We start from the raw sequence: 18,457 nt of genomic DNA on the forward strand, positions 1-18,457 counted from the left end.
CGTCCACACACCCCGCAAGACGGGCACCACTACGTCCCGGGCCAAGAAGTCGACCACTCCGCGCCCACGCCGCACAGGTTAAAGATCAAGCTAGGCCGGTGTCATCAGCAGCGGCCGGGCCCGCTCGCGCAGCTCGACCACGCGCGGCTCGTCGCCGTACGGCTCCAGGCGGTGCAGGAGGTCTTTGACGTACTCGGTGGTGCGGGCGGACGAGATCCGGCCGGCCACCTCGACCGCCCGCACACCCTGCTCGCAGGCCGCGTCCAGATTGCCCGACTCCAGCTCGGCGACGGCCGAGACGACGAGCCGCAGGCCGTGCGAGCGCACGAACTCCTCCGTCGGCTGCGACAGCGCCTGCTCGGTGAAGCGGCGTACCTGGCGCGGTGCCTTCAGGTCGCGGTAGCACTCGGCGGCGTCGGCGGCGAAACGGTCGTAGGAGTAGAAACCGAGCCACGACGGGTCGTGGTCGCCCTCGCGGGCCCGCTCCAGCCAGCTCTCGGCCGCCTTGAGTGAGGCACCGGCTGCCTGGGCGTCCCCCGCCCGCGCGTGGGCGCGTGCCTCGACGAGGCGGAAGAAGCTCATCGTGCGGGCCGTGGCCAGGCCACGGTTGCGCTCCAGGGCGGCCTGGGCGAGGTCGACGCCCTCGTCCCCGAAGCCGCGGTAGGTCGCCTGGAGGGACATGGAGGCCAGGACGTATCCCCCGAGGGGCACGTCGGCGGCCGCGCGCGCGAGGCGCAGCGCCTGGATGTAGTAGCGCTGGGCGGCCTCCTGCTGGCCGGTGTCGAAGGCCATCCAGCCCGCGAGCCGGGTCAGTTCGGCGGAGGCGCCGAACAGGGCGCGGCCGACCTCGTCGGAGTACGCGCCGAGCAGCAGTGGGGCGGCCTCCACCCGCAGGCACTCCGGCACCATGGACGAACGCCAGTCGCCGCCGCCGTACTTGGAGTCCCAGCGCCTGGCGTCCTCGGCGGCCTCCCGCAGTTTCCGCACGTCGCTGTGGCCGACTTTGAGCGGTGCGCCCGAGGCCTCGGCGGAGTTCACCTCGCGCGCCACCGAACTGTCGGCCGGGGTTATCAGCCACCGCGAGGCGGGCGTCGCGTACGCGCTCACCGCGAACGAGCCGGCCAGCGACTGCCAGATGCCGCCCGAGCCGGCCCGGCGGCCCGCGAGGTCGAGCCGGTACAGCTCGGTCGCCGAACGCACGGCCTGGCCGACGTCCCTGGGGAAGGCCAGGCCCACTTCGGGCGCGGGGTCCGCGTCCGCCAGTCCGATCTCGTGCAGGGGCACGGGCCGGCCGAGCTTCTGGCCGATGGCGGCCGCGATGAGGTGCGGCGCGGCGCCCTGCGGCACCATGCCCTTCGACACCCAGCGCGCCACCGACGTCTTGTCGTAGCGAAGCGTCAACCCGCGTTGGGCGCCAAGGTCGTTGACGCGACGCGCGAGTCCCGCGTTGCTGATTCCCGCGAGGGCGAGAACGGCGCCGAGTTTTTCGTTCGGCCCGCGTTGCTCCCTGGACATTGCGCCACCCCTCGACACAGACGGCTGCCGCGCTGGCATAACCATGCGGCATTCGTAAACCCAGCGTAGTTCGCCGCATCCCAAGCGTTAAGGGGCATTCTTCCGGATGGCGGGATTGTGGTCCGTACGCAAGTGCGTTCCCCATACGCACGGTTGCGGCGTGCTCCCGACGTGTGGCCGTGCGCCCGTCCGTGCGCTCTGGTCCGGCCACCGCGGAAGCGCTTCCATGGGCGGTGCGTGGGTCGGCCCGCTGTACTGGATCCAGTGGGCTGGGGGACACCGCCGCCACAATCCCCGCGGGCGGTGGAACGGTCCGGGGGGCGTTCGCCGCCTCCCGGACCGACGCGCCGGGTCGAGGGCGCGACTGTGACGGAGCGTGTGCGAGCCTGTTTCAACGGCGGTGCCGCGCGGCATAATTGGCCGAAAATCGACCCTGTGTTCCGTCGGCGAATACGCCTCCCACCATGGAAATCCAGGGCGCTCGGGGCGTTCTGGGGGAGCGTATCGGGGGCGCATTCGCGTCGCACGCGCGGGGGTGCACGCGGTGATCTCCGCCCCACGCGCGGGAGTTCACCCAGCCTCCCAGGGCGGCGAGGGGGCGCTCGCACGGGCGCACTTCGCGGATCTCGCCCGGCGTCACCTCCCTCTGCGGCGCGTTCTTCGTGGCAGCATGTGAACCGTTCGTACGGTGCAGCTGTTGTCCACGGCCTGTGGAGGCGTCGATGCGGTGGTTGGTGGGATGGAGCAGCACCGCCGCGGCCCCTGGCCCCGGCACCTCCGGAGCGGGGACCCACGGCGGTCCCGGCGCGTACGCCGGCGAGGACGGCGGCCGGATCGGCCACGACGGCGAGACACTGCACCCGGTGGGCTCCCAACTCCTGTGGGGCGACCCCGATCCGCTGTGGGCGGTCGGCGACTGGCGTTCCGACGAGGTGCGGGTGGTGCGGGCCGACGCCCGGACCCGGATCGCGGTCCTCGGCACCTGCGGGGCGACGGACGAGCAGCTGCGCGTCGGCCTGTTCGCCGCGCGCGGAGGCGCACTCCGGCACCTGACGGCCTGGCCCGGCAGCTACACCGCGATCGTCCAGGTCGACCGGCGCATCACCGTCTGCGGCGATCTCGCGGGCGCGCGACCGGTGTTCCACACCCCCTGGGCGGGCGGCACGGCGTACGCGACGGCCGCGCTGCCGCTGGCCGACCTGGTCGAGGCCAACCTCGACTTCGGCCACCTCGCGGCCCTCCTCGCCGCCCCCGACGTACCGGCTGCCGTGCACGACTCCACCCCGTACGACGGCGTGCGGCGCGTTCCGCCGGGGCACGCGCTCATCCTGCGTGCCGGGGCCAGGGAGGTCGCGGGCTACGAACCCGTCGCCTCGCTCGCCGTGGCGGCCGTCCCGGCGGACCCGGACAGCGCGGTCGACGCCATCCGCGACGCCCTCGTCGAAGCGGTCCGCGCGCGTCTGTCCGCGCCCCGGCACGTCCCCGACATCGATCCCGGCCCGGTACCCGGCATGGGCCCCGCGGAGCGGCGCGCCGCGCGCGGGATGCCCGTCCCGGGCATCGGTGCCGACCTGTCCGGCGGCCCCGCCTCCGGGACGCTCGCGCTCCTCGCCGCCGGCCTGCCCGGCATGCCCGGCACGCTCCTGGGCCACGGCACGGGCGCCGGCGAGCGACTCCTGGCCGTCACCTTCAACGACCTCGCCGTCGGCGGACGCGAGGCGGAACTGCAGCGGGCCGGAACCCTCGCCGCCAACCCCCGCCTGCACCACGTCGTCGTGACCGGCGGCGAGGAGACCCTGCCGTACGCCGACCTGGAAGGCCCGCTGACCGACGAACCCGGCCCCAGCCTGGTGACCGCCGCCCGCCACCGCACCCGTCTCGCCGCCGGCAGCGCCGACCACTTCACGGGCTACGGCGCCCGCCAGGTCCTCGACGCCCACCCGGCCCGCCTCGCGGACCTGCTGATGGACCGCAAACGACGCCACCTGGTGCGCCCCGTCGCTGCCCTCACCAGGGCGGACGGCTCCGTCCTCGTCCCCGCGCGCGTGTACGGTGCCGCCCGCCGGCTCGCCCGCACGCCGTACCGGGCGGGAGTCGAGGGCCTCGCCGAACGGCTGATGCAGCGCCGCTTCGACGACCCCAAAGGCGCGGTGGGCGCCTCGCTGGCCGCCCTCGCCTGGGGCGGGCCCGGCCCGGCGGCGCGGTGGCTGACCGGCGAGGCCCTGGCGGAAGTATCGGTTCGCCTCCAGAGCACGGCCCACCGCGCCGGAGGGGGCCCCGGCCAGCGGCCCGGCGACTATCGCGCGCGTGCCGCCCTCGCCCGCCACGCGGCCGACCTGCGCGTCCTGGAACAGGCCGCCGAGATCCGCTCCCAGCGCCTGCACGCCCCCTTCCTCGACAACCAGGTCGTACGCGCCTGCCGCGCGCTGCCCGAGACCCTGCGCGTGCAGCCGGGGGCGCGCGCGGCGATCCTGCGCACCGTCCTCAAGAGCTCCGGGGTCGCCGACCTCCCGCCCGGCTGGGGCGCCCCCACCCAGGCCACCACCACCGCCGCGGCCCGCGCCGGCCTTCGCACGGCGGCGGATCCCCTCATCACCCTCTTCGACGCACCCCTGCTCGCCGACGCCGGCCTGATCGAAGCCCGCGTCGTCCGCAAGGCCCTCCGCGGGGCCGCCGCGGGCGAACCCCTGCCCCTCGACGGCCTCGCCGACCTCGTCTCCCTCGAACTCTGGCTCCGCCGCCTCCTCTCCCGGAGAGGCACCTGCTGGACAGGCACCCCGGCCCGCTCCCGCGCGGTACCGGCGGGAATCGCCCCGCAGAGACGGGCGGTGGCCCCGGGGGGCGAGGGCGCGGACCTGGCCGCGCGCTGAGCGGCGCGGTCCGGGCGGGCGCAGCACGCCGGCTGGCACCCGGAGGGTCCGTTCAGCCCTCCCACCGGCGCCCCCTCCGTCGCGCCGGGCCGACGGCCCGCTTCCTGCACAGTTCCCCCGTACATCGGGCCGACGGCCCGCGCCCCTCTCCCGCACATCGGGCCGACGGCCCGCCCCGGCCCACCTCGCCGGAAAACCCGTGCCCCGCCGTCACGGCCCCGGAGACAATGGCTCCGTGCGGTACAGAATCCTGGGCGTCACCCAGACAGCGGACGACGACGGCGCCCCCGTGGCCCTTCCCGGTCCTCGCCTCCGCGCTCTCCTCACCGCCCTCGCCCTGCGTCCGGGCCGTACCACCACCCCGGAAACCCTCATCGACGAGGTCTGGGCCGACACCCCGCCCCAGGACGCCCCCGCCGCGCTCCAGGCCCTCGTCGGCCGCCTCCGCCGCACCCTCGGCAAGGACACCGTCACCTCCGCCCCGGGCGGCTACCGCCTCGCGGTCACGGAGGACGACGTCGACCTGTTCGTCTTCGAACGCCTCGTACGACAGGGCACCGGGGCCCTGCGCGCGGGCGACCCGGCCACGGCCGCCCTCGCGCTGGACGAGGCCCTCGCCCTGTGGCGCGGCCCGGCTCTCGCCGACCTCCCCGACCACTTCGCGGCCGCCCGCCCGGAGGCCCTGCGCCTGGAGGCGTCGCGCACCCGCGCCGAGGCGGACCTGCTGCTCGGCCGCGCCGGCGAGGCCGTACCCCGTCTGACCGAACTGACCACCGCCCACCCCTACGACGAACCGCTGCACGCGCTCCTCATCCGCGCCCTGCGTGACACGGGCCGCTCGGCCGACGCCCTCGCCGCGTACGAGAGAGCCCGCCGCACCCTCGCCGACGGCCTCGGTACCGACCCCGGCCCGGCCCTGCGCGCCCTGCACGGCGAACTGCTCGACGGCTCGGCGCCGCCGGCCGGGGCGGACCCGCCCCTCACCCCGTCGCGGCTCCCCGGACGCACCGGCAACCTCCGTCCACGGCTTACCTCTTTCGTGGGCCGGGAACCCGAGATCGCCGCCATCCGTTCCGCATTGCACAGGGCCCGCCTCGTCACCCTCACCGGACCGGGCGGCTCGGGGAAGACCCGTCTCGCCGAGGAAGCCGCCGCCGGGCTCCCGCAGGCGTGGCTGGTCGAGCTGGCGTCGCTCGACCAGCCGGAGGCGGTGCCCGGCGCGGTGGTCAGTGCCCTCGGTCTGCGCGAGACCGTGCTGATGACCACCGACCTGGCGATCCCGCAGGACGACCCGGTCGCCCTGCTCGTCGAGCACTGCGCCCCGCGCAGCCAACTCCTGATCCTTGACAACTGCGAACATGTCATCGGCGCCGCCACCGGCCTCGCCGAGACCCTGCTCACCCGCTGTCCCGGGCTCACGATCCTCGCCACCAGCCGTGAACCCCTGGGTGTCCCCGGCGAGTCGGTCCGCCCGGTCGAACCTCTCCTCCCCGAGCAGGCGCACCGCCTCTTCACCGAGCGCGCGGCCACCGTCCGTCCCGACACGGACGTCGCCCTGCGGGACGGGGAAGCGGTGGCGGAGATCTGCCGGCGGCTGGACGGGCTGCCCCTCGCCATCGAACTGGCCGCCGCCCGGCTCCGGCTGCTCACCCCCCGTCAGATCGCCGACCGCCTCGACGACCGCTTCCGCCTCCTCACCTCCGGCAGCCGCACGGCTCTGCCCCGCCAGCAGACCCTGCGGGCCGTCGTCGACTGGTCCTGGGACCTGCTCGACGAGCCGGAACGCACGGTGCTGCGCGAGCTGTCCGTGTTCGCGGGCGGGTGGGACCTGGAGGCGGCGGAGGCGGTGTGCACCGGCCCCGTCCCCGACCTCGTCGGAGCGCTCGTCGACAAGTCCCTGGTCGTCGCGGCCGCCGGTACGCGGGAAGACGGCGACCGCATGCGCTACCGCATGCTGGAGACCATCCACGAGTACGCCACCGAGCGCGCCGCGGAGACCCCCGCGGTGCGCGCGGCGGCCGGGCGGCGGCACCGGGCCTGGGTGCGCGCGCTCGTCGAACAGGCCGACCCCCTGCTGCGCTCCGCCGAGCAACTCCCCTGGATCTCCCGCCTGGAGACCGAGCGGGACAACATCCGGGTCGCGATCCAGCGCAGCCTCGCCGCAAGTGACGAGGAGGAGGCCGCCGCCCTCTGCCTCGCCATGGGCTGGTTCTGGTGGCTGCGCAACTACCGCCACGAGGGAGCCGTCTGGACGGACCGAACCCTCCGCCTGGGCGCGGTCCTCGACGGACTCCCCGCCCGGCACCCGGACCGGACGACAGGGAGGCCGGGCGCCCCCGCCACGCCGGGCGCCTCCCCCGCCCGCACCGGTGCCCCCCTCACCGCCTCCGCCGTCCCCGTCGATCCTGCCGTCCGCGTCGATCCCGCCGTGCCCGCCGACCTCGCGGACCGGATGGCCGCCGTCGACCCCCTCGGCGCCTTCCTCGCCGAGCCCGACGGCGAGGAGTCCCACCCGCGGCACGCCCAGCGGATGAACCTCCGGATGCTGCACCTGTTCCTGCTGTCCGAGTCCGAGCCCAGGGGCGTGACGGCGGAGGATCCCCGTCACGCCGCGTACCTCCAGCGGCTGCGCGACCGGTACGGACCGGGTGGCCCCGAGGCGGCCCGGATGCCCGGCCTGATCTGGCCGCTGACGGCCTTCCAGTTGCGGGACGCGGAGGATCTGCGCGCCATCCTGGAAGCCGCGGTGACCAACTGCCGTGCCCACGGCGGCGACTGGGAACTGGGCTGCGTCCTGATGTTCCGCACGCACGCGGTCGTCGACTCCCCCGGCGGGCTGCGGGGCGTGGACGACGACCTGGCCGAGCTGCGCGTGCTCAGCCGGCGCGTCGGCGACCGCTGGATGCGGGCCCAGGTGTGCAGCGCGGCCGGTGAGGCGGAGATGGCCCGCGGCAGGTTCGCGGAGGCCGAGCGGGAGTACCGGGAGGCGCTGCGGCTCGCCTACGAGGTCGGTGCCCACGCGGAGTCGCCGTTCCTCATCGCCCGCCTCGCGGAGATCGCCTACCGTTCGGGCGACCTGGCCGGCGCCCTGACCGCGCTCGACGAGGCGAACACCGCGGCCGAGCGCTACGGCGTGGCGGACGCCCGCGCGTTCGTGCTCATGCTGCGCGCCCAGGTCGCCGTGGACGAGGGCGACACCGCCCGCGCGCGGGAGTTGTGCGACGCGAGCCGCGCCGCCACGTCCGCGGGCACACCGCCACCCCAGTTCATTGCGGCACTGGGGATGCTCGAGGCGGAGGTCACCGCCGGTGAGTCAGGTCCGGAGCCCGCCCTGGCGCTGCTCGCCGACACCCTGCGCCGCGCGCTGGCCGACCACTGCGCCGAGGCCGTCACCTCGGCGATCGTCGACGGCGCGGCGACCCTGCTGGCCCGGCTCGGGGACTTCCCGCGCTCGGCCCGGCTGCTCGCGGCCGCCGACGCGCTGTACGCCCCCCATCCGCGCCCCTCCCCGCAGCACGCCCTGGCCGAGCGGGCCGAGGCGGCCGCCCGTGAGGCCCTGGGCGCCGGACGGCACGAGGCCGAACGGGCCCGGGGCACGGCCCTGACGGTGACCGGCGCTCTGCGCGAACTCGACGAGGCCGTGCACGCCCACCCGGCACCGGCCACCGGCACTCCGGGCCCCTAGCGCCTCTCGTTTGGATCATGCCGGGCCCGCGGGCCCTGGCACCGCTCCCTGATCCGGCATGATCCAAACGAGAGGCCCTGGACCGCTACGTACAGGTGAACTTCGACTCGGCCCAGTCCGCGAGCGCCACCGTGTCGAGATGGTTGTGCGGCTCGACCACCAGCGTCACGGTCTCCCGGCCGGCCAGGTTCACATGGACGGGCACGGCGGGGTCGCCGCCCCTGACGGTCCCGGACGACCACAGCCGGACCCCGTCGGCGTGGACGGAGAAGACGACCTTGCCGAGCTTCTGAGTCAGGTCGTCGACGCCGGCCACGGCGTCGTAGGCGGTGCAGGCGCGGTTGAGGTCGATCGTGACGGAGGAGTCGCCGTGCACGGTCACCCCGCGCGCGTACTCGCGGCCGGCGACGGACAGGCCGTACCGCTGCCACACCCAGCTGCTCCCGCCGAGGTGGATCTCCGGCCCGGTGCCGTCCCCGGCGACGTCGAAGGGCAGCTCGCTCAGCTCGTAGACCACCGGGGCGGGCGGCGGCGGGGGCGTCGGAGTGGGCCTGCGCGCCGAGGTCGGGGCCGGCGTCGGCTCGGGCGTGGGTGGGGGAGAGGGCGTGGGCGTCGGCTTCGGGGTGGTGGAGGTCGGCTTCGGGGTGGTGGGAGTCGGGGTGGGGGCCGCCACCGGGACGACCACCGGGGGCAGCGGGTCGGGCTCCACGGGCCTGGACGTAGGTGTGGGCACGGGCGCCGGTGCCTCGGGCAGGACGGCCGGCGCGGAGGCCGAGGGCCTGGCCGCCGGCTGCTCGGCCGGGCTGTCGTCGCCGACCAGGGCCAGCGCCACCACGGCGACCGCCACCGCGACCACACCGGCCGCGGCACCGGCCTTCACCGGCGTACCCAGGCCTTCCGAGGCGGCGGTCCCGGCACCCGCCCCACCGTTACCGTCGGCCGCCGCGGCCGCGCCCGCGGCGCCCGCCGCCCCGGCTCCGGCACCACCGGTGATGAGCGCGGCGGCCTTGGCGTACCCCGCGGCGCCGAACCAGCCGATGACCGCGACCGGCACGACGGCGGGGATGCCGGCGGCGACCTCCTCGATCTGGAGGGCGGCCAGCCGGCACCTGGCGCACTCCTCCAGGTGCTTGCGCAGCCCCCGCTCGGCGCGGGTGCGCAGCCGGCGGCGGGCGTAGGTGCCGAGCTGGTCGGCGTAGCGGGAGCACTCCTCGTCGCTGGTCAGGGTCGCGCTGACGTGAGCCTGGAGGTAGGCCTGCTTGAGGCCCTCGCGGGCGCGGCTGGCGAGCACGCGGGTGCCGTTGGCGTCGAGGCCGAACAGCGTGGCGACCTCGCTCGGCGACTCGTCCTCGACCTCGGTGTGCCACAGCACGGCCTGCCAGCGCTCCGGCAGCGAGCGGAAGGCCCGCACGGCCATGGACTGCTCGGCCTCGTGCATGGCCCGTACGTCGGCGCCGAGGTCGAGGGCTTCCTCGTCGGACACCTCGCAGGAACGGGCGGCGTGCGCGGCGAACACCGCGAAGTCGTCGACCAGTTGCTCCCGCTTCGCGGACCGCGTCCAGTCCGCGGCCACCCGGCGCACGGAGGTGAGCAGATAGGCGCGTACGGCGTGCTCGGGGCCGGAGCCGCGGCGCACCGCCTGGAGCACGCGGGCGAAGACCTCAGCGGTGAGGTCGTCCGCGGTGTGGGCGTCCCGGCAGCAGGTGCGCGCGTACCGGCGCACGGCGTCGGCATGGCGCCGGTACAGCTCCTCGTACGCCGTGTCGTCCCCGGAGCGCATCCGGGCGATCAGGTCGGAGTCGGCGGGCGGCGTCTCCCGCAGCGGCGGCAGGACGCTGTCCCCGCGCCACTCGCGCTGCGCCGGGACACCGCCCTCGACGGGCGGACCGGCCTCGGCCGGGAGGCCGCCCTCGGCCGGGGCGGGGCGCCCACCCCGGGGGACGCCCGTGTGCCCGCCCTGACCGGGTACCTGGGGCTGGACCCGGTCACCGGCCTGCGTGTCACCGTCGCCCGGTGACGCGGCCCTGCCGTCAACGCTCATCGCGGAATGCCCCCGCCGCCTGCCGAACCAGTCCCGACCACCGGGTCAGCGTCCCACATTGGCTTTTGTCCAGAACCCCACGAGAGGAGTCGTCCACTCGTCCGTGGGGACTTGTCCGCACCCAGTGCGGAAGTTCACCCGGACGGGGAAGGTTCCGCGGGCTCTCCGCGGGGATCGGCCGACGCACACGGCCGACGTGCGCCTCGAACAGGCGGGGGCTCATCCGGCGAACCGAGCGAGCCCCACCCACAACCGTCCGACGGCCACCCGCGAGATCCACGGCGGGACCCACGGACCGCACGTTCCACGGACCGCACGGCCCAGGGACCCACGGCCCAGGGACCGCACGGCCCAGGGACCCACGGCCCAGGGACCCACGGCCCAGGGACCCACGGCCCAGGGACCCACGGACCGCACAGAACCCACGGGTGCACAGAACTCACGGAACCCGCCGACCGTGGCACCGGCCGCCCCCGCGCGAAGGACCCGCGGCGCGGGGCCACGAACTCGCCCCGCGCCCCGCACCGGCTAGGAGACCGGCCGGGACCGCAGCCCCTCCAGCAGGATGTCCAGCAACCGGGACGAAGCCGCCGCCTGGTGTGCCGGGTCCGGCAGGGAGGGTGCCGCGGTGGCGATGACCAGCAGGACGTCCGACACCGAGACGTCCGGCCGCAACTCGCCCGCCGCCCGCGCCCGGTCCACCAGCTGGCCCACGACGTCGAGCAGGGCCGCCGCCCCGGTGTCGTCCACGACGGCCTGCGCGCCCGCGTCGGCGAGCAGTCGCAGCTCGCCGCCGCCCGGCTGGCTCCGCTGCTGCGGAACCCGGGCCGCGTCGGCGACGGCGCCCTCCGTGCCCTCCTCGGCGACGCCGACCCGCAGCACCTGCGGCGGCAGCAGCCGCCCGGCGCCGGACGCCACCGACGTGCGCAGGAAGCGCGACAGCGCCGACCACGGCTCGTCCTCCTGCCCCAGCGCCGTCCGCGCCTGGTCGGTCAGCCGGGAGGTCTCCTCCTCGGCTATCCGCCGCACCAGGACGTCCTTGCTGGGGAAGCGCCGGTACACCGTGCCGACGCCCACCCGCGCGCGCCGCGCCACGTCCTCCATCGGCGCGCCGTACCCCAGCTCGCCGAAGACCTCGCGCGCCGCACGCAGCACGTGCTCCAGATTGCGCTGTGCGTCCACGCGCAGCGGCGTTGTCCGCGAGGTGCCCCCGCGTCCGTTGCCCGTCGCCGCGCCCGCCGTGCCGCCCGGTCCAAGTGCGGACGCGGACGACCAATGCATGTCCTGAATGTGCATGAATGTTCCCCCGGTAATGACGTCTCCCCCCGGAGACTCTCCCCGCCATGGAATGCACGAGGCGCATGGAACAGGGGGCAACGGAACCGGACCCGCTGATGAGGCCCTGCGTCAGCAGCACCTCACGGACCCGACGAGCGCTTCCCCCTGCACCCCGTCGACACACGAACATAGTTGAGAGGGAGTCAATTCAGAAGGGGCAGGTTCCGCACAGAGCGCCCCCCGATCGGAGCACGGACCGCATACGTCCCGATAATGCCCCTTCCTGCACCCCGGCGAACCCGCGCTGACCTGCGGTCCTGTCCCTCCCGACGAGGTTTCGACCGTCCCTGCCCACGCCCGGCCCGCGGTCACACGAACTTGTCGGGGCTGTGGACAAACTCCGGCGCGGGGTGCGTCATGGGATGGTGAAGGAACGTGCGCGCATTCTCGTTGTCGGCGGTGGCTACGTCGGGATGTACACGGCCCTGCGGCTCCAGCGGCAGCTGAAACAGGAGATCGGCCGGGGCGAGGCCGAGATCACGCTCGTCACGCCCGACCCGTACATGACGTACCAGCCGTTCCTGCCCGAGGCGGCCGCGGGCGCCGTCTCCCCGCGGCACGTCGTCGTACCGCTGCGCCGCGTCCTGCCGCACTGCCGGGTCGTCGCCGGCGAGGTCACCGCCATCGACCACGCCCGGCGCACCGCGACCCTGACCACCCTCGCCACGGACGAGGAGGGCACCGGCCCGCGCCGGCTGACGTACGACGAACTGGTCCTCGCGCCCGGCTCGGTCTCCCGCACCCTGCCCATCCCCGGCCTCGCCGACCACGCCATCGGCTTCAAGACGGTCGAAGAGGCCATCGGCCTGCGCAACCACGTCATCGAACAGATGGACATCGCCTCCTCCACGCGCGACCCCGCGATCCGCGACGCGGCCCTCACCTTCGTCTTCGTCGGCGGCGGCTTCGCGGGCGTGGAGGCGCTCGCCGAGCTGGAGGACATGGCCCGCTACACCACGCGCTACTACCACAACGTCGAGCCCGAGGACCTGAAGTGGATCCTCGTCGAGGCCTCCGACCGGATCCTTCCTGAGGTCGGCGAGGACATGGGGCGCTACACGGTCAGCGAGCTGCGCCGCCGCAACATCGACGTCCGCCTCGGCACCCGCCTGGAGTCGTGCGCGGACCGCGTCGCCGTCCTCAGCGACGGCGCCCGCTTCCCGACCCGTACGGTCGTGTGGACCGCCGGCGTCAAACCCCACCCGGTGCTCGCCGCCAGCGACCTGCCCCTCACCGGCCGCGGCCGCCTCAAGTGCACCCCGGAGCTGACCGTCGAGGGCGTCACGCACGCGTGGGCGGCCGGGGACGCCGCCGCCGTCCCCGACTTGACCGCCGACCGGCCCGGCACGCACACCGCCCCGAACGCCCAGCACGCGGTACGCCAGGCCAAGCTCCTCGGCGACAACATCGCCCGCTCCCTGCGTGGCGAGCCCCTGCAGACGTATGCGCACAAATACGTCGGCTCGGTCGCCTCTCTGGGGCTGCACAAGGGAGTCGCGTACGTCTACGGACGCAAACTGAAGGGCTACCCGGCCTGGTTCATGCACCGTGCCTACCACCTGAGCCGCATCCCCACCTTCAACCGCAAGGCGCGCGTGCTCGCGGAGTGGACGCTGTCCGGACTCTTCAAACGGGAGATCGTCTCGCTCGGATCTCTCGAACATCCCCGCGCGGAGTTCGAACTCGCTGCCGGTGGAAAGCCTTCTGACGAGTCTTCCGGCGACCCGAAGGGGTCGTCCTGACCCGATCCAGGAACTCCACCGACCGCCCCCACGTCTGACGAATGTCGGCCCGGACGGCGGCCGCCCTGCCAGACTGCTCCCTGCTCACCGCCCCTCCGAGCCCCCGGCGGGCCACCACCCGCCCCTGCCGACCCACGAGGCTGTTCCCACGTGCTCCACACCCCGGGTGCTGCAACAATGTGCGGCCGCCGCTGCGCGGCCTCCGCAGCCCAGGCAGGCCGGGCCCGGAGCCGGCCGTCGACGACTACACGAGGCAAGGATTCGTGAACTTCACGCGCTGGAGCGCCCGCCTCTCCGGAACGCAGCGCCGCGCCGCCGCGCGAGCGGAGCACCCGGTCACCATGACGGACCGCCGGAGCGAGAGCTCCGTACCCGCGGCCCGCGCCGAACAACTCACCGACGACGACCCGCCCCCGGTACCCGCCGTCGACGAACTCCCCGCCCGCGAGGTCCTCGACCGCGTCCCGGCCCTGGTGGCCCTGGTGCACGGCCCCGACCACCGCCTCGCCTACGTCAACGACGCCTACACGGCGGCCTTCGGCGCACGGCCCCTCGGCGAACCGGCCGCCGAAGCCCTCCCCGAACTGCGCGACCTGGGCCTGATGCCGCTCCTCGACCAGGCCCAGCGCAGCGGCAAGCCCCGCACCCTGAAGTCCCGCAGGGCGCCCGACGGCCGCTCCTACACCTTCACCTGCACCCCGGTCCCGGAGAACCACGGCGAGAGCGCCGTCCTGGTGTTCGCCGCCGACGTCACCGACCACGCCGAAGCCGCCGAACGGCTCAGAGCCAGCGAGCGCCGCCAGCGCGAGACCGCCGTCACCCTCCAGCGCTCCCTGCTCCCCCAGGAGCTGGAAGAACCCGACGACCTGCGCATCGCCGCCACCTACCACCCCGGCGGCACCGAGGCGGCGGTCGGCGGCGACTGGTACGACGTCATCACCCTCGGCGGCGGCCGCACCGCCCTCGTCATCGGCGACGTCATGGGCCGCGGCGTCCGGGCGGCGGCCGTCATGGGCCAGCTCCGCACCGCCGTCCGCGCCTACGCCCGCCTCGACCTCCCGCCGCACGAGATCCTCCAGCTCCTCGACGGCCTCGCCATGGAGATCGACGCCAACCAGATCGCCACCTGCGTGTACGCCATCCACGACCCCAACGAGGGACGGCTGGTGTACGCCTCCGCGGGCCACCTGCCGATCCTGGTCCGCGACGAGAGCGGCACCGTCCAGCGCGCCGACGAACCCACCGGCCCCCCGCTCGGCACGGGCGGCTGGATGCACGCCTCCGGCTCGATCCCCCTCGGCCCGGGATCCACCGCCGTCCTCTACACCGACGGCCTGGTCGAGCGGCGCAACGAGGACCTCGACGAGGGCATCGCCGCCCTGGAGCGCGCCCTGGCCGGCGCCACCGGCTCCCCCCAGGTGGTCTGCGACCGCCTGGTCCGCTCGGCGGGCGTCACCGCGGACCACGACGACGACGTGGCCGTCCTGGTCCTCCAGCACCCCGCCCGTACCGGTCCCGACGGCGAGCTGTTCCACAACGCCGCCCTGGAACTGCTCGGCGGCGTCGAGGCGGCCCCCCGCGCACGTGCCTTCGCCTCCGGCGTCCTCACCAGCTGGCGCTTCCCCGCCGAGCTGCACGACCTGGGCGTCCTCGCCACCAGCGAACTCGTCGCCAACTCCCTCCAGCACGGCATCCCGCCCATGCGCCTGCGGCTGCGCCGCACCGACCGCCGCCTGATCGTCGAGGTCACCGACGGCGACGACCACCTGCCACGCCGCCGCCGCGCGGAGCCGGCCGACGAGTCGGGCCGGGGCATCGCCATCGTCGCCACGATCGCCTCCAACTGGGGCAGCAGACGCATCCCCGGCGGGGGAAAAGCGGTGTGGTGCGAGTTCGTCCTGCCCAGGCCCACCGACTGAAACCGTCCTCGAACACCCATTCCCTGGCGCGCGCCACCTAGGCGAACGCGCCTCCCGGTGCTAGTAGCTCCCCATGGCAGACGCAACGGGCTTTCACCTCAAGGGAAGCGCCCCCGAGCGCTACGAACACTACGTCGCGCCCCTCATGGCGCCCTTCGTGACCGCACTCGTGGACGCCGCGGACCTCTACCCCGGCGCCACCGTCCTCGACCTCGCGTGCGGCACCGGCTTCGCGGCCCGCGCCGCCGCCGCACAGGCCGGCCCTACCGGCCGCGTCGCCGGCACCGACCCGAACGAGGCCATGCTCAAGGTCGCCGTGGAACACCACCCACGCCTCTATCCCGACATCGAGTTCACCGCCGCACCCGCCGACGACCTCCCCTACCCGGACGCGACCTTCGACGTCGTCCTCTGCCAGCAGGGCGCCCAGTTCTTCCCCGACCTCGGCGCCGCCCTGCGCGAGACGGCCCGCGTACTGCGCCCCAAAGGCCGCTTCGCCGCCACCGTCTGGTCGAACCTCGAAGCGTCCCCCTACTTCACCGCCCAGCTCCGAGCGGTGCGGCAGTACGGCGGTCCGGACGCGGCAGCGGACTTCCAGGAGGCCTTCCATGCCGCGGACCGCCTCACCGCCACCCTGGACGCGGCGGGCTTCCGGCCGATCACCCGCCGCGACCTCACCTTCACCATCACCCTCCCCCCGCTCCGGGACCACGTCCCCGGCCACCTCTCCGCGATCCCCTGGGGCCGGACGATCACCGAAACCGGGGGCGAGGAGGCCCTCACCCGAGCCGCCGACACCCTCCGCGCCGCCCTTCCCGCCGACACGACGGCCTTCCCCTTCACCGCGACCCTGGTGACGGCCGACCGCTGACCCCGGTCCTCCGGCATGCAGGAGGCGGCCGTCGCCTCCCGACGACGGCCGCCTCCACGCCGTACCTCACGCCTCCGCGGTGACCGGCTCCACAGTGGCCCCACCCCGGGCCACCACCCGCTTGCGCGCCACCCACGGCTGATCCTGCACGACGGTGAGCTGCCGACCCAGCCGCAGCGCGAGCACCGTGATCCCCAGCGAGAACAGCAGGAACGTCACGACGTACGGCGCGTGCAACGACGCCCCCATCGGCCCTCCCACGGCCGGCCCCACGGCCAGCGCCAACTGCTTGACCAGAGCGAACGCCGAGTTGTACTGCCCGGCGAGCCCGGCCGGCGCCAGGTCGGCCACCAGCGGCGCGACCGTCGGCGACAGCATCGCCTCGCCCAGCCCGAACAGCGCGTACGTCGACACGAACGCGGCCGTCGCCATCTCCTGGCTGCCGTTCCCGAGCCCGGCGTACCCCGCCACGGCCCATGCCACGGCCCAGATCAGCCCCACGGCCGCGATCACCCGCGACCGCTTCTGACGCTCGACGAACCTGAGCACCGCGAACTGCGCGACGACGATCACCGCGGTGTTCGCGGCGAGAGCGGTCCCGAGAGCGGACGTCGAGATGCCCGCGGCCTCCACCCCGTACGCACTGAGCCCCGACTCGAACTGCCCGTAGCAGGCGAAGAACAGCACGAAGCCCAGTACGGACAGCTGCACCATGGCCCGGTTGCCGAGCAGCTGCTTCCAGCTCCCCTTCGCCGACCCCCGCGGAGCACCCTCCACCCGCGGCGAGTGCGGCATCCGGACGCCCGCCATCACCACGACCAGCAGCAGGAACATCGCCGCCTCGATCGCGAACAGCAGGGTGAAGGAGGACACGCGCGTGGTGTCGACGAGATGCCCGCCGATGAGCCCGCCGACCCCGAGCCCCAGGTTCTGCAGGAAGAACTGCGTCGCGAAGGCCCGCGACCGGGTCTCCGCGGTCGAGCAGTCCACGATCATCGTGGCCAGCGCCGGCTGCATCACGGCCTGCCCGGCCCCCAACGCGGCCGCGGCGGCCAGTACGGCGGCGGCGTTTCCGGCGAGTCCCAGGCTCAGCGCGCCCAGCGCGGCGGTGACCAGGGCGGCGATCAGCACCGGCAACGGGCCGCGCCGCACGATCGCCCGGCCGGCGAACGGCAGCACGATCAGCGCGGCCACGGCGAACACGGCGAGCACGAGCCCCGCCGTCACGGCACCGAGCCCCCGCACCTGCGCCACATAGACGTACAGGTAGGGGACGGTGAAGCCGAGTCCGAACGCGCTGAGTGCGTTGCCCACGTGGATCCGGCGCATCGCTGCGCCCATGGCCCTGGTCACGTTCACCTCTTCCAGGTAGTTGGTGAGTCTCAGTTCTTAGAACCGAAGACTTCGAAGATAAATTTCGAAGCTAAACAGTACACTCCGAAGAACTTCAACGCGAACGAGCCCCGTGCGATACTGACGCCCATGGGCGACACCCCCGGCAGTACGGGCATCGGCGGCGAGCCGACCCTCGAAGAGCAGATCGCCGCCTACCAGCGGGAGTTCCAGGACCTCGACCCCCAGGTGGAGCAGATCGTCTCGGCGCTCTCCCGCCTGAACCGCCGCATGAACGTCGCCTACAGCCGGCAGACCGCCGGGCTCGGCATCAGCAACGCCGACTGGGAGGTCCTCAAGGCCCTCGTCCTCTCCGGCGCTCCCTACCGCATGGGCCCCAGCGACCTGGCCAAGCGTCTGGGTCTGACGCCGGCTGCGATGACCCACCGGATCGACCGCATGGTCGCGGAAGGTCTGGTGACCCGGGAGCGGGACGAGACCAACCGGGTCCGGGTGATCGTGGAGCTGACGACCGAGGGCCGGGAGAAGTGGCTCGAGGCGATGCGGCTGGCGACGGTCTTCGAGGAGGACCTCCTCCAGGACCTCTCCGCCGACGACCGCACGGCTCTCGGCGATGTCCTGACCAGGCTCCTTCGCCGGGTGGAGCACGCCCAGCCGGACGCCGGCGGACGCCTCACCGACCTGGACTAAAGATCTTGACAAGAGCTACTTGACAGCCCTCTGCCTGATCCGTAAGGTTCTTCGGGTTGCCGCGGAGCCGTAACGGTTCTTCGGTGGCGCCTCCGCCGCAATAGCGGCACACAAACCAAAGCAAGATCTCCCAGCGGGGTTGTATTCGGCGTGCCCGAATTCAATTCGATTTGGGTCCGGCGGCTCGATTAGCGCTCGCCGGGGAGGATCCGCTAAGGTTTGAGACGTCGGAACGGCCCAACAGCCGGGAAGGCAACCCCCTCTGACGGGGAATCGGGCCCGAAAGGATCTGATAGAGTCGGAACCGCCGGAAAGGAAACCGCGAGACAAAAGCGGGGGCCTGGAAAGCACCGAGGAAATCGGACCGGGAAACGGTCTGATAGAGTCGGAAACGCAAGACCGAAGGGAAGCGCCCGGAGGAAAGCCTGAGAGA

Annotated in this window: 10 protein-coding genes; 6 read left to right on the forward strand and 4 right to left on the reverse strand. The window is 74.0% G+C overall.

Features of this window, described 5'->3' with window-relative positions; all coding sequences use genetic code 11:
- Positions 1 to 90 precede the first annotated feature (90 nt).
- Positions 91 to 1,515 (reverse strand): MFS transporter, encoded by a 1,425-nt coding sequence (locus ACIP5W_RS35180; protein WP_401482072.1) that lies wholly within the window; start codon positions 1,513 to 1,515, stop codon positions 91 to 93.
- Positions 1,516 to 2,237: 722 nt separating this feature from the next.
- Between ACIP5W_RS35180 and ACIP5W_RS35185 the strand changes: the two genes are divergently transcribed.
- Together ACIP5W_RS35185 and ACIP5W_RS35190 are read left to right on the forward strand one after the other, a co-directional pair.
- Positions 2,238 to 4,385, forward strand: coding sequence for an asparagine synthase-related protein (locus tag ACIP5W_RS35185; protein WP_401482074.1), 2,148 nt, complete (start codon positions 2,238 to 2,240; stop codon positions 4,383 to 4,385).
- Between the two features lie 235 nt (positions 4,386 to 4,620).
- The gene (locus ACIP5W_RS35190) at positions 4,621 to 8,070 is read left to right on the forward strand and encodes a BTAD domain-containing putative transcriptional regulator (RefSeq protein WP_401482075.1); all 3,450 of its coding nucleotides are present in this window, start codon (positions 4,621 to 4,623) and stop codon (positions 8,068 to 8,070) included.
- 85 nt (positions 8,071 to 8,155) lie between these two features.
- Here the strand turns inward: ACIP5W_RS35190 and ACIP5W_RS35195 are convergent, their stop codons facing one another.
- Together ACIP5W_RS35195 and ACIP5W_RS35200 are read right to left on the reverse strand one after the other, a co-directional pair.
- Entirely contained in the window at positions 8,156 to 10,111 is a 1,956-nt protein-coding gene (locus tag ACIP5W_RS35195; protein ID WP_401482077.1) for a sigma-70 family RNA polymerase sigma factor, read from the reverse strand.
- Between the two features lie 528 nt (positions 10,112 to 10,639).
- Positions 10,640 to 11,407 carry a TetR/AcrR family transcriptional regulator gene (locus tag ACIP5W_RS35200; RefSeq protein ID WP_401482079.1) on the reverse strand — a complete coding sequence of 256 codons (768 nt, stop codon included), beginning with the start codon at positions 11,405 to 11,407 and terminating at the stop codon, positions 10,640 to 10,642.
- A gap of 404 nt (positions 11,408 to 11,811) precedes the next feature.
- Here ACIP5W_RS35200 and ACIP5W_RS35205 point away from each other — a divergent pair, with 404 nt between their 5' ends.
- From ACIP5W_RS35205 to ACIP5W_RS35215, 3 genes are all read left to right on the forward strand, one after another.
- Positions 11,812 to 13,191 carry an NAD(P)/FAD-dependent oxidoreductase gene (locus ACIP5W_RS35205; RefSeq protein WP_401482081.1) on the forward strand — a complete coding sequence of 460 codons (1,380 nt, stop codon included), beginning with the start codon at positions 11,812 to 11,814 and terminating at the stop codon, positions 13,189 to 13,191.
- Between the two features lie 263 nt (positions 13,192 to 13,454).
- Positions 13,455 to 15,110: a SpoIIE family protein phosphatase gene (locus tag ACIP5W_RS35210; RefSeq protein ID WP_401482083.1), complete on the forward strand. Its 1,656-nt coding sequence runs from the start codon at positions 13,455 to 13,457 to the stop codon at positions 15,108 to 15,110.
- Positions 15,111 to 15,183: 73 nt separating this feature from the next.
- Entirely contained in the window at positions 15,184 to 15,981 is a 798-nt protein-coding gene (locus ACIP5W_RS35215) for a class I SAM-dependent methyltransferase (protein ID WP_401482085.1), read from the forward strand.
- Positions 15,982 to 16,047: 66 nt separating this feature from the next.
- Here the strand turns inward: ACIP5W_RS35215 and ACIP5W_RS35220 are convergent, their stop codons facing one another.
- Positions 16,048 to 17,322 carry an MFS transporter gene (locus tag ACIP5W_RS35220; RefSeq protein WP_401482089.1) on the reverse strand — a complete coding sequence of 425 codons (1,275 nt, stop codon included), beginning with the start codon at positions 17,320 to 17,322 and terminating at the stop codon, positions 16,048 to 16,050.
- A gap of 141 nt (positions 17,323 to 17,463) precedes the next feature.
- Between ACIP5W_RS35220 and ACIP5W_RS35225 the strand changes: the two genes are divergently transcribed.
- The gene (locus ACIP5W_RS35225) at positions 17,464 to 18,024 is read left to right on the forward strand and encodes a MarR family winged helix-turn-helix transcriptional regulator (protein WP_401482087.1); all 561 of its coding nucleotides are present in this window, start codon (positions 17,464 to 17,466) and stop codon (positions 18,022 to 18,024) included.
- The last annotated feature ends 433 nt before the right edge of the window (positions 18,025 to 18,457 follow it).

It is taken from the genome of Streptomyces sp. NPDC088766 (assembly GCF_044750845.1).
Taxonomy (GTDB): domain Bacteria; phylum Actinomycetota; class Actinomycetes; order Streptomycetales; family Streptomycetaceae; genus Streptomyces.

Excerpts from the sequence above, each read along its gene's own strand:
- ACIP5W_RS35185 (WP_401482074.1), top strand. The coding sequence starts at position 2,238 with ATGCGGTGGTTGGTGGGATGGAGCAGCACCGCCGCGGCCCCTGGCCCC.
- ACIP5W_RS35215 (WP_401482085.1), top strand. The coding sequence starts at position 15,184 with ATGGCAGACGCAACGGGCTTTCACCTCAAGGGAAGCGCCCCCGAGCGC.
- ACIP5W_RS35205 (WP_401482081.1), top strand. The coding sequence starts at position 11,812 with ATGGTGAAGGAACGTGCGCGCATTCTCGTTGTCGGCGGTGGCTACGTC.
- ACIP5W_RS35220 (WP_401482089.1), bottom strand. The coding sequence starts at position 17,322 with ATGGGCGCAGCGATGCGCCGGATCCACGTGGGCAACGCACTCAGCGCG.
- ACIP5W_RS35180 (WP_401482072.1), bottom strand. The coding sequence starts at position 1,515 with ATGTCCAGGGAGCAACGCGGGCCGAACGAAAAACTCGGCGCCGTTCTC.
- ACIP5W_RS35200 (WP_401482079.1), bottom strand. The coding sequence starts at position 11,407 with ATGCACATTCAGGACATGCATTGGTCGTCCGCGTCCGCACTTGGACCG.
- ACIP5W_RS35195 (WP_401482077.1), bottom strand. The coding sequence starts at position 10,111 with ATGAGCGTTGACGGCAGGGCCGCGTCACCGGGCGACGGTGACACGCAG.
- ACIP5W_RS35225 (WP_401482087.1), top strand. The coding sequence starts at position 17,464 with ATGGGCGACACCCCCGGCAGTACGGGCATCGGCGGCGAGCCGACCCTC.